The sequence below is a fragment of the Collinsella sp. LCP21S3_D3 genome (assembly GCF_052118305.1).
Taxonomy (GTDB): domain Bacteria; phylum Actinomycetota; class Coriobacteriia; order Coriobacteriales; family Coriobacteriaceae; genus Collinsella.
On sequence record NZ_JBQKHK010000007.1, the window covers coordinates 1 to 15,250 of the forward strand.

Annotated in this window: 14 protein-coding genes and 2 tRNA genes; 13 read left to right on the forward strand and 3 right to left on the reverse strand. The window is 59.8% G+C overall.

All coding sequences use genetic code 11. The annotated features are described in order from the left end of the window. Positions 1-93: 93 nt before the first annotated feature. The 3 genes from ACTQ1S_RS04520 to ACTQ1S_RS04530 all read right to left on the reverse strand — a co-directional run bounded on the left by ACTQ1S_RS04520 (position 94) and on the right by ACTQ1S_RS04530 (position 2,514). Positions 94-169 (reverse strand) — tRNA-Val (locus tag ACTQ1S_RS04520). A gap of 57 nt (positions 170-226) precedes the next feature. Continuing rightward, positions 227-2,095 (reverse strand): asparagine synthase (glutamine-hydrolyzing), encoded by a 1,869-nt coding sequence (gene asnB / locus ACTQ1S_RS04525; RefSeq protein WP_441547175.1) that lies wholly within the window; start codon positions 2,093-2,095, stop codon positions 227-229. A 203-nt stretch (positions 2,096-2,298) separates the two neighbouring features. Next, a complete protein-coding gene (locus ACTQ1S_RS04530) occupies positions 2,299-2,514 on the reverse strand; it encodes a hypothetical protein (protein WP_441547176.1) in 216 nt (71 codons plus the stop codon). A gap of 201 nt (positions 2,515-2,715) precedes the next feature. Here ACTQ1S_RS04530 and ACTQ1S_RS04535 point away from each other — a divergent pair, with 201 nt between their 5' ends. From ACTQ1S_RS04535 to ACTQ1S_RS04595, 13 genes are all read left to right on the forward strand, one after another. Continuing rightward, complete coding sequence (locus tag ACTQ1S_RS04535) at positions 2,716-4,233, forward strand: Mur ligase family protein (RefSeq protein WP_441547177.1); 1,518 nt, start codon at positions 2,716-2,718, stop codon at positions 4,231-4,233. A gap of 130 nt (positions 4,234-4,363) precedes the next feature. Continuing rightward, positions 4,364-5,275 carry an HAD family hydrolase gene (locus ACTQ1S_RS04540; protein ID WP_117769299.1) on the forward strand — a complete coding sequence of 304 codons (912 nt, stop codon included), beginning with the start codon at positions 4,364-4,366 and terminating at the stop codon, positions 5,273-5,275. A gap of 53 nt (positions 5,276-5,328) precedes the next feature. Next, positions 5,329-6,213, forward strand: a complete 885-nt coding sequence (murI, locus tag ACTQ1S_RS04545; RefSeq protein ID WP_117769301.1) for a glutamate racemase — start codon at positions 5,329-5,331, stop codon at positions 6,211-6,213. Positions 6,214-6,265: 52 nt separating this feature from the next. Further along, the gene (gene rph / locus ACTQ1S_RS04550; RefSeq protein ID WP_117799672.1) at positions 6,266-6,991 is read left to right on the forward strand and encodes a ribonuclease PH; all 726 of its coding nucleotides are present in this window, start codon (positions 6,266-6,268) and stop codon (positions 6,989-6,991) included. Positions 6,992-7,133: 142 nt separating this feature from the next. Beyond that, on the forward strand, positions 7,134-7,775 hold the full coding sequence (gene rdgB / locus ACTQ1S_RS04555; protein ID WP_118206636.1) for an RdgB/HAM1 family non-canonical purine NTP pyrophosphatase: 642 nt from the start codon (positions 7,134-7,136) through the stop codon (positions 7,773-7,775). A 3-nt stretch (positions 7,776-7,778) separates the two neighbouring features. Then, a complete protein-coding gene (gene dtd, locus ACTQ1S_RS04560; protein WP_117797049.1) occupies positions 7,779-8,225 on the forward strand; it encodes a D-aminoacyl-tRNA deacylase in 447 nt (148 codons plus the stop codon). A gap of 114 nt (positions 8,226-8,339) precedes the next feature. After that, positions 8,340-8,636 (forward strand): Veg family protein, encoded by a 297-nt coding sequence (locus tag ACTQ1S_RS04565; protein WP_118206416.1) that lies wholly within the window; start codon positions 8,340-8,342, stop codon positions 8,634-8,636. A 2-nt stretch (positions 8,637-8,638) separates the two neighbouring features. After that, positions 8,639-9,535 carry a 4-(cytidine 5'-diphospho)-2-C-methyl-D-erythritol kinase gene (gene ispE, locus ACTQ1S_RS04570; RefSeq protein WP_441547178.1) on the forward strand — a complete coding sequence of 299 codons (897 nt, stop codon included), beginning with the start codon at positions 8,639-8,641 and terminating at the stop codon, positions 9,533-9,535. A 49-nt stretch (positions 9,536-9,584) separates the two neighbouring features. After that, positions 9,585-9,661, forward strand: a tRNA-Pro gene (locus tag ACTQ1S_RS04575). A 112-nt stretch (positions 9,662-9,773) separates the two neighbouring features. Continuing rightward, positions 9,774-10,049, forward strand: coding sequence for a twin-arginine translocase TatA/TatE family subunit (gene tatA / locus ACTQ1S_RS04580; protein WP_195838497.1), 276 nt, complete (start codon positions 9,774-9,776; stop codon positions 10,047-10,049). A gap of 106 nt (positions 10,050-10,155) precedes the next feature. Next, on the forward strand, positions 10,156-10,626 hold the full coding sequence (gene greA / locus ACTQ1S_RS04585; RefSeq protein WP_006234960.1) for a transcription elongation factor GreA: 471 nt from the start codon (positions 10,156-10,158) through the stop codon (positions 10,624-10,626). Between the two features lie 79 nt (positions 10,627-10,705). Further along, the gene (gene lysS, locus ACTQ1S_RS04590) at positions 10,706-12,670 is read left to right on the forward strand and encodes a lysine--tRNA ligase (protein WP_154514782.1); all 1,965 of its coding nucleotides are present in this window, start codon (positions 10,706-10,708) and stop codon (positions 12,668-12,670) included. 314 nt (positions 12,671-12,984) lie between these two features. Further along, complete coding sequence (locus tag ACTQ1S_RS04595) at positions 12,985-14,553, forward strand: threonine/serine ThrE exporter family protein (protein WP_441547179.1); 1,569 nt, start codon at positions 12,985-12,987, stop codon at positions 14,551-14,553. Positions 14,554-15,250 lie beyond the last annotated feature (697 nt).

The following is a 15,250-nucleotide window of genomic DNA, read 5'->3' on the forward strand; positions in this document are numbered from 1 at the left end:
GTTTCCTCAGCTCCGCACCCTTGCGGGTTCGAATCCCTCTGCACTGGGCCCAAAAGGGAAAGGCCCCCATCGCTGGGAGCCTTTTCAATCAAGTGGTGGGCGATGAGGGATTCGAACCCCCAGCCTTGTGCGTGTAAAGCACCTGCGCTAACCGTTGCGCCAATCGCCCGCGGGAATTGAGTATAGCGGAAACCCTGCGGGGTTCACCGCTAATTCATAACGAAATCTAAGCGGAGACTTTGGTGCCCTTGTTCTCGTCGATAAAGAAGCGCTTGTACCAAATGAGGAACGTCAGCGTGGTATAGATCTTGCGCTGGTTGAGCGCGCGGCCCTCAAAGTGATCGTCGAGCAGCTTCATGAGCGCATCGGTGTCAAAGAAATCGGCAGCCCACGGTGCGGTGAAGTACTCCTTGACGTAGTCGTAGTATTTCTGCTCGCGCAGCCAGAACTTAACTGGTACCGGGAAGCCAACCTTCTTGCGTGTTGCCCACTCATCGGGCAGCGTGCGATTGGCGGCGTGGCGCAGGACAAGCTTGCAGCCCTCTTCGTTGACACGGTAGTTGGCGGGAATATGCTCGGCGAACTCCATGACCTTTTTGTCCAGGAACGGAACGCGGAGCTCCAGGGAGTGCGCCATGCACATCTTGTCTGCCTTGAGCAGAATGTCGCCCGGAAGCCACATGTTCATATCCAGATATTGCTTCTTAGAGAGCTCGCAGCAGTCGGGGACCTGCTTGTAGTACTCTGCGCACATTTCGGAGGCGTTCTTGCCGGTGTCGTAAGCTGGCTTGAGAACCTCGTCAACCTCGGACGGGTCGAACACCTTTGCCTGGCCCACGTACCAGCGCTCGGGGACCTCGGCGCACTTGGTCAGGAAGTTGTGACCCTTAAAGTAGGGGAGATGCTGAACGAGCGAGCCCAGGGCACGGCGCACGCCGAGCGGCACGCGCTTCTTGAAGGATCGCATCTCGGGGGTGTCCTCGTACCACTCGTAGCCGGCAAACAGCTCGTCGGCGCCCTCGCCCGAAAGGACGACGGTAACTTCCTCGGCGGCCATCTGTGCCAGATAGTACAGCGGTACGCTGGAGAGGTTCGATTGCGGCTCGTCCATGTGGTACTGGATATCGGGTAGCGCGTCGAAGAACTCGTCGGCGGTGATCATCTTGCGCACGTTCTTAATGCCAAGCTTGTCGGAAAGCTCGGCGGCGTAGTTGGTCTCGTTGAAGTTCTTGTAGTCAAAGCCGACGGAATACGTGGTGTCGGGCATGAGGCAGGCGGCAATGTAGCTGGAGTCGACGCCGCCGGAGAGGAATGAGCCAACTTTAACATCGGCGATGCGGTGCGCGGCAACGCTCTCGTGCACGACCTTGTCGCACTCGTCCACGTACTCCTCGAAGCTCTTGGAGTTGTCATCGGTAAAGTCGCAGCTCCAGTAGCGCTTGATGTCCATAGTCTTGGTCGTAAGGTCGTACGTAAAGCAATGCGCGGGGGCAAGCTTGAACACGCCCTTAAAGAACGTCTCCTCCGTGGCAGGGAACTGCAGCGTGAGGTAGGGACGCAGCGCGTCGCGGTTGACGGCCTTCTCAAACTTGGGGTGGTCCAGGAAGCTCTTGATCTCGGAGCCAAACAGCAGCGAGCCGTCGGAGGCCCGGTAGTAATAGAACGGCTTGATGCCAAAGATGTCACGGGCGCCGAAGAGCTTGTTCCTGTTCTGGTCGTGAATCACGAACGCATACATGCCGCGCAGGCGGTTGACCAGGTCCTCGCCCCACTCCTCGTAGCCGTGCACCAGGACCTCGGTGTCGGCGTTGCAGTGGAAGACGTAGCCGGCAGCCTCGAGCTCGGCGCGAAGCTCCTGGAAGTTGTAGATCTCGCCGTTGAAGACGATGGTGACCTTGCCGTCATCGCTCGACATGGGCTGAGCGCCAGCCTCGGAAAGGTCGAGAATCGAAAGACGGCGGAAGCCGAGGGCGACGTTATCGACGATGTGCTGGCCACCCATATCCGGCCCGCGATGGATGATGCGATTCATCATGGCCGTGAGAACCAGCTCACTCTGTTCATCTGTACCGGTAAAACCGACAAAACCGCACATGCAAGATCCTTTCTGCTGACGGCTTAGGTCCGCTGCCGCAAGGTTTGCAGCAGTCGATATCAATCAATCCTTACTATCATGCCAATCTTTTGCTTCGTGATGGGGCATAAGCGCCGAGGGGACCGAAAAACCACGGCCCGCGCGTTGGGTGAAGCGGCGGGCCGCGACTACGACGATTACTGTGTGCGAGAGCGCGAGAGGGGCTAGCACTTGCCGCGCTCGGCAAGGCGATGCTCTACCTTGGCGACGACGTGGATGAGCGGAATCGTCACAACCAGATAGTAGGGTGCGGTGCAAATGTAGGGTGTGATGTTGCCCGTGGTGGTCGTGAGGTTTTTGGAGAACAGCATGAGTTCCATGACGCCGACGCTCGAAAGCAGCGACGTGTCCTTGTAGAGCATGACAAACTCACTGGTCATCCCCGCATCGCGCGCATTTGTAGGGCGGGGGTTTGTTATTTCGAATTAACCGTGCGCTGGTCCTTGCAAGTTTTTAGGGTGCTGAGACACTCGCAAGGTCAGGTGGCATATTAGGATGGTTGATAATACAGGGGCGCGACCGGATTCATCTGGGACGGTTTTTGCTCTTTTAAGGTTAGGTTTAGCGAGAAAGGTCGTTATATGTCGGGCACGACGAAGGAGAAGCTGGTTTTGATGCGCTATGTGGAGCTGCTCGAGGCCGAGGCCCTTGTTGTTTCCAAGCCGGATACTCTTTGCGACCAGCGCATCGAGTTTGCGACCGACGACTCGCGCCAGGTGCGTCCGGGCACATTGTTTGTCTGCAAGGGCCGTGCGTTCAAGCCCGAGTATCTGGTCTCGGCGATTGCCGAAGGCGCCGTGGCGTACGTGTCCGAGGTCGATTACGACGTCGATATTCCCGCTGTGATCGTCAACGATATCCGCCGCACGCTCGCTGTGGTGGCGGACGCCTATTACGGTCATCCCTCGGGCAAGGTGAAGGTCTGCGCTTTTACGGGCACCAAGGGCAAGTCGACCTGCAGCTTTTATCTGCGTGGCATTCTTGCCAACGAGGCTAAGCTCACGGGCCGTCATCGACCAGCCCTCAACACGGGTATCGAGTTCGATGACGGTATCGAGGCCGGTCCTTCTAAGCTAACGACCCCCGAGTCCTTCCTTTTGCAGTCGCGTATCGCACATGCCGCCGAGGCGGGCGCTCCGTGGCTGGTCATGGAGGCGTCGAGCCAGGGCCTCAAATACGAACGTACGGGCAAGATTGACTTTGAAGTGGGCGCCTTTACCAATATCGGTGAGGACCATATCTCGCCGATCGAGCACCCCACGCTCGAGGATTACTTTGCCAGCAAGCTCAAGATTTTTTCGCAGAGCCGCTTTGCCGTGGTCAACCTCGATATGGACCACGTCGACCGCGTGCTCGAGGCGGCGTCCCGCTGCGAGCGCACGGTGACGTTCTCGCTGACCGATGGACGCGCCGACGTGCGTGCGTTGGCCATTCGCAACGGCGATTGCGGCGTGATCGCCACGGTCCGCACGCCGCGCTTTACGCGTGACATCGTGATCCCCACGCCCGTCAAGTTCAACGTGTCCAATGCGCTTGCCGCTATTGCCTGCGCCGAGGCCCTCGGCATTTCCGAAGAGGGCATCGTCCATGGCTTTGAGGGCGTCTTTGTTCCCGGTCGCATGGAGCTCTATCCGTCTGCATCGGGCAAGATTTTGGGCGTCGTTGACTATGCGCACAACGGCATGAGCCTCGAGACGCTTTTGCGCGACCTGCGCGAGAACTATCCCGAGCGCGAGCTGGCGGTTGTCTTTGGTGCAACGGGAGGCAAGGGTGTCGATCGCCGTACTACGATGGGTATCGCTGCCGGCAAGTACGCCGATCGCATCGTGATTACCGAGGATGACCCGGGCCCCGAGGACGTCGAGGACATCTGCGCCGAGATCGCGCGCAATGTCCAGGCGCAGGGAAACGATAACTGGCAGATCGTGTGCGACCGCGCCACCGCTATCGAGACGGCCGTGCGCGAGACCGACCGCCCCGCTGTGGTTATCGTGACCGGCAAGGGCGAGGAGGAGTGCATGCTGCGCAAGAACGGACCCGAGCCCTGCGAGCGTGATGGCTCGGTTCTCAAGCGCATCCTTGCGGCGTACGACGCCTAAGCGCCGCTGCCTTTAGGATGGCGTTTGCGAATCATCGACGCCCGATGATGCGGTGCCTCTCAAGCGTGTTCACCTTAGGGAAAACGCGGTACCAAGATTAAGTCTTTTCTACGTAATAAATGGAGTGACCATGTCCCACAACATCCTGCCGACCGTTGCCGAGCTTTCGGGCGAGATGCGCGAGCGCCTTGCCAAGGTCAAGTACGTCTTTACCGATCTGGACGCCACGATGCTCGCGCCCGGCTCGTGCGTGCTGCGCGACAACGACGGCAATCCCTCGACCAAGCTCGTCGAGGCCGTCGTGGCGCTTGCCCGCGCTGGCATCCAGGTAATTCCCACCTCGGGTCGCAACCGCACCATGATCCACGAAGATGCCCGCGTGCTCGGCCTCAACTCCTACATTGGCGAGATGGGTGGCCTGGTCATGTACGACCTCAAGGCCAACGACTGGGAGTATCTGACCGGCGACATGCCTTACGACCCCGCCTGCGGCCTTACGCCGCACCAGGTGATTGAGCAGACCGGCGTGTGCGAGAAGATTCTCGCTCGCTGGCCGCACAAGATCGAGTACCACAACGACATGTCGACTGGCTATAAGTACCGCGAGGTCACCGTCGGCATGCGCGGCGATATTCCCGATGACGAGGCGCAGGCCATCCTCGACGAGGCCGGCTGCGGTCTGGTCTGGGCCTGCAACGGCCACTTGACTCATCTGTCCAAGCCGACGACCCTCGAGCTCGATCGCGTCGAGGACGGTCGTGCCTTTAACATCAATCCGTCGGGTCTCGACAAGGGCGTGGCGGTCGCGCGTTTCTGCGAGCATCTGGGCATCGAGCGCGACGAGACGCTGGCACTCGGCGATTCCGAGTCTGATTTCTACATGGCCGACCACGTGGGCACGTTCTGCCTGGTCGAGAACGGTCTGACCAGCGCCGGCGCGTCCGAGTTTCTTGCGTCCTGCGATAACGCCTTTGTCACGCGCGGCAGGATCGTTGACGGCTGGGCGGCGACGGCGGAGCTGCTCGTCGCGGCCCGTTCATAGCGCAGTGCCGTTACGCTTGGCCATATCTTTTCGAGAGAGAATCTGGTGAGGTAATGTCCGATATCGAGAATCTGGCCGGTGATACGCGCCCCATCGGCGTGTTCGACTCGGGCCTGGGCGGCTTGACGGTTGCGCGCGCGATTGCGACGGCGCTTCCGCACGAGTCCGTCTACTACTTTGGCGATACCAAGCGCTGCCCTTACGGCACCCGCACCGAGGACGAGGTGCGCTCGTTTGCGCTACAGGCGGGGCGCTGGCTTTCGAGACACGACGTCAAGATCATGGTCATCGCCTGCAATACGGCGACGGCAGCGGCGCTTCGCCTGGCTCAGCAGGTGCTCGATGTCCCCGTGATTGGCGTAATCGCGCCGGGCGCGCGTGCCGCCATCAACAGCACCCGCACGCGCCGTGTGGGCGTGCTCGCCACCAACCTCACCATCCGCTCGGGCGCCTACACGCGCGCCATCCAGGACTTGGATGCCGGCGTGGACGTGTATGGCTGCCCTGCCTCGAGCTTTGTCGAGGTTGTCGAGCACGAGCTCGCCTCGGGCGCGCATCTGCAGGAGCAGTGGCTCGAGAACGAGGATATTTTTGATACGCCAGCCGTTCGCGCGCTGGTCAACGCCACAGTCGAGCCACTGCACGATCGTGGCATCGATACCGTGGTGCTCGGCTGTACGCACTTTCCGCTGCTGGTGGGCCCCATCCGTCATGCGTTGGGGCCCGGGGTGCGCGTGGTGAGCTCCGCCGAGGAGACCACCCGCGAGCTGACCGATATCCTCACGCGCCGTGAGCAGCTGGCGGGCAACACCGCCGAGCCGCAGCATCGCTTTGCCACCACGTCCGACAACATTGCCGAGTTTGCGGTGGCGGGCAGCTTTATCTTTGGCCAGCCACTCAAAAGCATCGAGCATGTCGATATCGACGAACTCGGTTAGGCACGCAATGTCGCCGGAGTCTTCGCCACTCTTTTGCCGAAAGGATAGTTCCATGGAATATATGCAGGTCAACCGCGCCAACGGCCGCGCCGCAAACGAGCTGCGTCCCGTTAAGCTCACCCGCGGCGTCATGAAGCACGCCCACGGCTCGTGCCTGGCAGAGTTTGGCGACACGCGCGTGCTGTGCGCCGCCACCATCGAGGAGGGCGTTCCGGGCTGGCGCAAGGGCGCCAAGGCCGGTTGGGTAACGGCGGAATATGCGATGCTGCCGGCGTCGACCGGCAAGCGCTGCAAGCGCGAACATGCCAACCGCAAGGGCCGTTCCATGGAGATCGAGCGCTTGATCGGCCGCAGCCTGCGCACCGTCGTCAACATGAAGGCGCTCGGCGAGTACACCGTTACCGTTGACTGCGATGTGATCCAGGCCGATGGCGGCACGCGTACGGCGAGCATCACCGGCGCCTGGGTGGCGCTGCACGACGCCCTTGCCATGTGGGTCGAGGCGGGCAAGCTCGAGCGCATTCCGCTTACCGGTCAGGTTGCCGCTATTTCCATGGGCGTCGTCGACGGCAACACCCTGCTCGACTTGGATTATTCCGAGGACAGCCACGCCGAGGTCGACATGAACCTCGTCGCCACCGACTCCGGCGAGATGATCGAGCTCCAGGGTACCGGCGAGCAGGCGCCCTTCGACCGCAAGCGTCTCAACGCCCTGCTCGATCTGGGCGACAAGGGCATCGCCGAGCTCATCGAGCTTCAGCGTCAAGCCCTCGCCTAACCTGCCAAAAGGGGATGTTGATTTTGGCAGGTTTAATCTGCGAAAACGCCGAAGTATAAGGCTGCCGTTGATTGAGAGGGGAGAGGCCGAGGCCCTCGTCGTCCTCTACACGGCATTGCTATAAGAGACAAGGAGGCCAGCTATGGCACTTGAGAAGATTGACATCGACACCCTCGACCCGGCGGCGACCATTGTTGTGGCCACGGGTAACGCCCATAAGCTCACCGAGATCGAGGCCATTTTGGGCAAGGTCATGCCCGAGGTGCGCTTTGTGGCGCTCGGCCAGCTGGGCGATTTTGAGGACCCCGAGGAAAACGGCACGACGTTTTTGGAGAACGCCATCATCAAGGCGCAGGCTGCGGTCGAGGAGACGGGCCTTATGGCCATCGCCGACGATTCCGGCTTGGTCGTCGACGCGCTGGACGGCGAGCCGGGTGTGTATAGCGCGCGTTATGCGGGCGTACACGGCGATGATGCCGCCAACAATGCCAAACTTCTCGTTAATCTTGAAGGCGTGGCAGACGAGGATCGCACCGCACGCTTTATGAGCGTCGTTGCGCTCATCGACCAAGACGGCCTGGTCACCTATGGCGAGGGTGCCTGCGAGGGCGTTATCGCACACGAGGGCCGCGGCGACCACGGCTTTGGCTACGACCCGCTGTTCCTGCCGGTCGATACGCCGGGCAAGACTATGGCCGAGCTCACAGCGGACGAGAAGAACGCCATCAGCCATCGTTTCCATGCACTCGAGCACCTGTCCGCCAAACTCACGGGCGAGGAGTAGGCCGTGCGTGCGGTGGTGCAGCGCGTGCTCAACGCCGGTGTGACGGTCGACGGCGAGTGCGTGGGCCGCATTGGGCGCGGCTATCTGGTATTGCTGGGTGTGGGCCATGGCGATACGCGTGCCGAGGCCGATAAACTATGGGGCAAGCTCCGCGGGCTGCGTATCAACGAGGACGAGAACGGCAAGACTAACTTGGCGCTTGCCGATGTCGACGGCGAGGTGCTCGTGGTGTCGCAGTTTACGCTGTTTGCCGATTGCCGCCACGGCCGTCGTCCGTCGTTTACGGATGCTGGCGCGCCCGATGTCGCCAACGAGCTTTACGAGTACTTTCTGACGCTCGTCGCCCAGGACGTCGACCACGTGGCGCACGGCATCTTTGGCGCCGACATGAAAGTCGACCTGGTCAACGACGGCCCGTTCACCATTGTCCTCGATACCGACAATCTGTAAGTAGCCTAATTAGCTACTTGCGTGGGGTTGTAACAGGGTGCTATAGTATTAGAGTTTTGTCTATCTTAGGGGTATTATCCCCTTTTTGAATTGCACCTTCTGGAGGCCCTGTTCATGGAAGAGATGGAAGTCAATTACGTCGACGACATCCACGAGAAGCTGACCGATATGGTGGGCGATCGCGTCAAGGTGAAGGCCAACATGGGCCGTACCCGCGTTGTCGAGCGCATGGGTACCATCAAGAGCGTCCACCCGGCTGTCTTTATCGTCGAGGTTGACGAGCGCCGCGGCCGCAAGTCGCGTCAGTCCTACCAGTACATCGACGTCCTTACCGGTCAGGTTGAACTGTTCGACCCCGAGAGCGGCGAGCACATCTTTACTCCGCTCGGCAACCAGCTCGAGGAGCATTAACGGTGACCGATCGGTCCCTCATCCTTACTGCGCCGGCAAAGATTAACCTCTACCTGGGGGTTCATACCGAGCGCGATACCCGCGGCTACCACAAAGTCGATTCCCTGATGGCAGCTGTCGGCCTAGCCGATACCGTGACGGTCACGCCGGCGCAGGCGTTGACCGTCCAGACGGTTCCGGCATCAGATTTTCCCATGCAAAAGAATACTGCCTACCGCGCCGCCGTCGCCATGGCTGATCATTTCGGGCGCGAGGCAAACGTGTGCGTGACGATTGAGAAGCGCGTCCCGCTGTGCGCCGGCCTGGGCGGCCCCTCGACGGATGCCGCGGCGGTTATCGTTGCCCTGGCTGAGCTGTGGGGCATCGACCGCACTGATCCTGCGCTGGACGAGATTGCGCGTGGCATCGGCGCCGACGTGCCGTTCTTTTTGCATACGAGCCCCGCATTCTACGTGGGTGGGGGAGACGTTCTGGCAACTGAGTACCCCGCGCTTCCTGTGACGCCCGTTGTGCTGGTCAAGCCGCGGGAGGCGAGCGTTTCGACAATTGAGGCCTATCGACGTTTTGACGAGGCCCCGGTGTCCGCGACTGCGCCCGGCGCCATTGCATCGGCTCTTCGCGTGAGTGATGCGAAGATGGCGTATTCGCTCATCCATAACAACTTGGGCGTCATTTCTGCTTTGATGGAACCGCAGATCCAGGCGGTTCTCGACTGGCTGAGTGAACAGGAGGGAACCGTTGCCGTGGACGTGTGCGGGTCGGGTGCCTGCTCGTTTGCCATTTGCAACACCGCCGCCACGGCCGAAAGGCTTGCCGGGGCTGCCCAGCAAAATGGCTGGTGGTCCTGCGCGACTGAGCTTATTCCCAACACGGTACAAATCGACGCGTCAAAGAAATAAAAATTTCTCTAGCACGCGGCGAAAAACTTTGTTACTATAGTCGAGCTAACGGGTTGTGGCTCAGTTTGGTAGAGCACTGCGTTCGGGACGCAGGGGTCGCTGGTTCAAATCCAGTCAACCCGACCAGAGCATGAGAAGGGACCGCTTCTTGCGGTCCCTTTTTTTAGCTATTGTTGTGATACCGCGATACCCGCGGTATACTCATTCGAGCTTGTCTCGCTGTTTTGTGGAGGTCTACATGTTTGGACTGAGGGCTCCTGAGCTCATCATTATTCTCGTCGTTGTCCTGATTATCTTCGGGCCCAAGAACCTGCCGAAGCTCGGCAAGTCCCTCGGCTCTACCGTCAAGAATATCCGCGAGGGTATGGAGGGCGACGATAAGGACGAGACCAAGCAGGCCGAGGACGTTGTGGTCGAGGAGTCCGAGGAGGACAAGAAGATCGCAGAGCTCGAGGCCCAGCTCGCCGCTGCCAAGAAAAAGAAGGCAGAGGACGGCGACGCGGACGCAGAGTAGTCCCATCCCTTTGGGGTGAGCACCTGACCGGCTTGCCCGCAGGCTAGCCGGTCTTTTTCGTTATGTTGACAGTTGATTGTTACATCATAGTTGGGGAGATATCCGTATGGACGCAAGCCAGATCGTACTGACCGCTGAGGGCCGCCAGAAGCTCGTCGAGGAGCTCGCTTGGCGTGAGGGCGATTACGCCAAGGAGATCGTCGAGGACATCAAGGAAGCCCGCGCGTTTGGCGACCTTTCGGAGAACTCCGAGTACGATGCCGCCAAGGACAAGCAGGCTCAGAATGCTGCTCGCATTGCCGAGATTCAGGCTATTCTCGCCAACGCTCAGGTTGCTGCCACCACGGGCGATCTGACCGTCTCCATCGGTTCCACCGTTTCGCTGATTGATCCCAACGGTGAGGTCATGGAAGTCACGCTCGTCGGTACCACCGAGACCAACTCGCTCGAGCACAAGATCTCCAACGAGTCCCCGGTCGGCCACGCCATCATCGGCCACGGCGAGGGCGACTCCGTCGAGGTCGTTACGCCTTCCGGCAAGACTCGCGTCTACACCATCGCCAAGATCGCACGCTAGACCACGGTCCCGCGTAAAGGTATGTTTTCGCTCCCTGGGACCGAATCCTGGGGAGCGTTTTAGTTTGAGGAGCTAACTTATGGCAGAGAACCAAAACGCCGCCGAACAGGCATCGACGCTCAACGACGAGCGTGCCACGCGCCTGGCCAAGCGCGCCGCCCTGTTCGAGGCGGGCCAGAACCCCTATCCCGAGCACTCCGAGATCGAGGACTACGTTGCCGACATCGAGGCTAAGTATGCCGATCTTGCCGATGGCGAAGACACCGAGGACGTCGTGAAGATCGGCGGCCGCGTGGTTGCCAAGCGTGGTCAGGGCAAGATCATGTTCATCGTCGTGCGCGACGCAACCGCCGAGATTCAGCTGTTCTGCCGCATCAACGACATGGACGAGGCAGCCTGGAATACGCTCAAGGCCCTCGACCTTGGCGATATCCTGGGTGTGACCGGTGTGGTTGTGCGTACTCAGCGCGGCCAGCTCTCCGTCGCCCCTAAGAGCGCGACCCTGCTCTCCAAGGCCGTTCGCCCGCTGCCCGAGAAGTTCCACGGTCTCTCCGACAAGGAGACCCGCTATCGTCAACGCTATGTCGACCTGATCGCCAACGACGATGTCCGCGAGACCTTCCGCAAGCGCTCGCAGATCCTCTCCACCTTCCGTCGCTTTATGGAGTCCGACGGCTACATGGAGGTCGAGACTCCCATTCTGCAGACCATTCAGGGTGGCGCTACGGCTAAGCCGTTCATCACGCACTTTAACGCTCTCGATCAGGAGTGCTACCTGCGCATTGCTACCGAGCTGCACCTCAAGCGCTGCATCGTCGGTGGCTTTGAGCGCGTCTTCGAGATCGGTCGTATCTTCCGTAACGAGGGCATGGACCTCACCCACAACCCCGAGTTCACCACGATGGAGGCCTACCGTGCCTTCTCCGATCTCGAGGGTATGAAGGCGCTCGCCCAGGGCGTCATCAAGGCTGCCAACAAGGCCATCGGCAACCCCGAGGTCATCGAGTACCAGGGCCAGACCATCGATCTTTCCGGTGAGTGGGCAAGCCGCCCCATGACTGATATTGTCTCTGACGTGCTCGGCAAGAAGGTCACCATCGACACGCCTGTCGAGGAGCTTGCTGCCGCCGCGCGCGAGAAGGGCCTGGAGATCAAGCCCGAGTGGACTGCCGGCAAGATCATCGCCGAGATTTACGATGAGCTGGGCGAGGACACCATCGTCAACCCGACCTTCGTGTGCGATTACCCCATCGAGGTCAGCCCGCTCGCCAAGCGTTTTGAGGACGACCCGCGTCTGACCCACCGCTTTGAGCTGGTCATCGCCGGCCACGAGTACGCCAACGCATTCTCCGAGCTCAACGACCCAGTCGACCAGGCTGAGCGCTTTGCCGCCCAGATGGCCGAGAAGGCCGGCGGCGACGATGAGGCCATGGAGTATGACGAGGACTACGTGCGCGCCCTCGAGTACGGTATGCCTCCTGCGGGTGGCATTGGCATCGGTATCGACCGCGTGGTCATGCTGCTCACCAACCAGGCTTCCATCCGCGATGTCCTGCTGTTCCCGCACATGAAGCCCGAGAAGGGTTTCCAGTCCGGTGCCGCTGCCGCCAAGGCTGCCGAGGCCGGCAACGCCGCGAGCCCGTTCGTTAAGTCGCTTAAGCCCACGCTCGATTACTCCAAGATCGCCGTTGAGCCGCTGTTTGAGGAGTTCGTCGACTTCGATACCTTCTCCAAGAGCGATTTCCGCGCTGTGAAGGTCAAGGCATGCGAGGCCGTCAAGAAGTCCAAGAAGCTGCTGAACTTTACGCTCGACGACGGTACCGGTGCCGACCGCACCATCCTCTCCGGCATCCACGAATACTATGAGCCCGAGGACCTGGTCGGTAAGACCCTGCTTGCCATCACCAACCTGCCTCCGCGCAAGATGATGGGCATCCCCAGCTGCGGCATGCTCATCAGCGCCATCCACGAGGAGGAGGGCGAGGAGCGCCTCAACCTGATCCAGCTCGACGCCTCCATTCCCGCCGGCGCAAAGATGTACTAATTGGTTCCGCCGTTCTACCGAACGGCGGACCAGCCGACGCTGCGCGCCGCCCAGGGCGACAATTTGTCATTCAAAAGGCAAGGCATGACCAGAAGGTCTATGCCTTGCCTTTTTCATGCCAACTTGTTCGCCCTGGACGTCGCTCGCTGTCGTTGCCAAAACATCGGCGTTGCCGGAGTAGTCGTTGGGGACGTTCTTAAACGACTACCCAATGGCTATTGCACGCATGGCTCGCATGACAGCCGTCTCTTTTATGTTTCCTTTAGCCGTCGCTGTCTAGGATGGGGGTTAGTCGATAGGAAGGGAGCACCGGGATGGACGATGCGAGCGAGCGCGCAATCGAAGAGGACATGCTCGATCAGTTCAATTACTTTGATGATGAGGACGAGGAGCTGATCGACCGTCGCGAGCCAGCGTCGCTTGATTCCTTTGATCTGGTCGATGAAGAGACTGATGAGGTTGAGGACGAATCAACGGAGTCCCCACAGTCTTCGCGCCTTAACTCGCTGCTTTCGAGAGCCCCCATGCACCACGGCGTTCGTGCCGGCGCGCTCCATATGAAAACTGACTGGCACCAGATCGTGACGGCAGGCGATGAATTTGCCGTCGATGCGCCGCTCACCGATAAATCATCCATCGTCTGCCGCACCGGTATGCTTATGCTCGCGAGTGGAACGGGTGCCTGGCGCGTACGCGATACCATGAATCGAGTCGCCGCCGTACTCGGTGTCACCATCCATGTTGACTTAAGTCTCCTGTCGTTTGAGTGTACTTGCATCGAAGATGGCCACTGCTTTAACGAGGTCGTCAGTCTGCCGACAACCGGCGTCAACACCCATCGCATTTGGATGATGGAGAGTTTCCTCAAGGAAATCGAGACCTATGGTCGTCGCTTCACGGTGCACGAGTATCACGAGATGCTCAAGACCGTTGAGAGTTCAAAACCTGATTACGCGCCCTGGCAACAGGGCCTTGCGGCAGCCTGCGCCTGTGGCGCCTTTGTCTTTTTACTTGGTGGCGGTCCCATTGAGATGGCATGCGCGTTCGTGGGCGCGGGTGTCGGCAACTTTGCCCGCTCCCATATTCTCAAGCAAGGCCTTGGTCAGTTCAGCGCTTTGACGCTCGGTGTCGCACTGGCCTGTATCTCATATTTGCTGGCATTGCTCGGCCTCGCCCAGGTTGTTCCGGGTGCAATGTCGCACCAAGAAGGCTATATCGGCGCCATGCTCTTTGTGATTCCTGGCTTTCCGCTCATTACGGCAGGTCTCGACATCGCTAAGCTCGACATGCGAAGCGGTATCGAGCGTCTTTCGTATGCTGTGTCGATTATTGTGATGGCGACCCTCGTAGGTTGGATGGTTGCCGAGTGTGTGGGACTGGCGCCGGACGACTTTGCCCCACTGGGCCTTTCGCCGCTTGCCCTTACGCTCCTGCGCGTGGTGATGAGCTTCGTTGGCGTATTCGGCTTCTCGGTGATGTTCAACAGCCCGGTAAAGATGGCCGCGGCAGCTGGGTTGATCGGCGCCGTGTCCAATACCCTGCGTCTGACCCTTGTCGATGTGCCGACGATGATTCCCTTCCTGGGCCTCAGCACGGGAATGCCTCCCGAGGCAGCAGCGTTTATCGGCGCGCTGGTATCGGGTCTGCTGGCAAGCTTGGCCGAAGTCAAGCTCGCCTACCCGCGCATCGCCCTCACGGTGCCTTCGATTGTCATTATGGTGCCCGGTCTGTATCTCTATCGCTCTATGTATTACATGTGCACCTTCGACACAGTCAATATGCTCGGCTGGTTTGTGCGCGCAGTGCTCATCGTAGCGTTTCTGCCCGTTGGGCTGGGTGTGGCGCGTACGCTCACCGACCCTCGCTGGCGCTACACCAGCTAATTGGTACAAGGGGGACAGGTTACTTTGCACCAAATGAGTTGCGGTGAAATAGGGACTGAATTGCTGCTTAAAGGGTCAAAACAGTCCGTATTCCACTGCAACTTATGGGGTCGGGGGATTATCGGTGCCCTGCATCTTCATAAACTCAACGCTTACGAAGCGTGTGCTGTTCGTGTTAGGGTAGTTCCACCACATAAGTAGTCGCAGACGCACGTACCACGGGCGGGCGAGATGAAGTCCCAGTAGCTCCATCTCGCCCGCCCGTTTTTGTTGTGCACCGCGGCGTAACACAGAAAGGATTTTGCTCTTTATGCCTATCAATAAACGAGAGAGCCTGCTGTTTACCTTTATCATGTGCTTTTGCATGGTGCTCTGGATGAGCATCTACAACGTTGTCCTGCAGCATGGGGCCATCAACGGCGAGGTCATTGCCGCCGCGTGGCTCGGCTTCCCCGTTGCCTACATTTTTGCCATGTGCTGCGACTGGTTTGTTGCCAGCCCCCTTGCCAAGGGTTTCGCTTTTAAATTCCTGGTCACGCCGGGGTTGCTCGCTTTATCTTCCGCCATGCCTTCCCCATGGGAACCGTCTTTGAAGAGCAGCATATGGAGCTCGTACGTATGCCGGGCGCTCCCGTTGCCGATGTCGTCGATGACGTTGCCGAGAGTATGGACGCCGAGCCCGCCTGCTAGGCAAGAG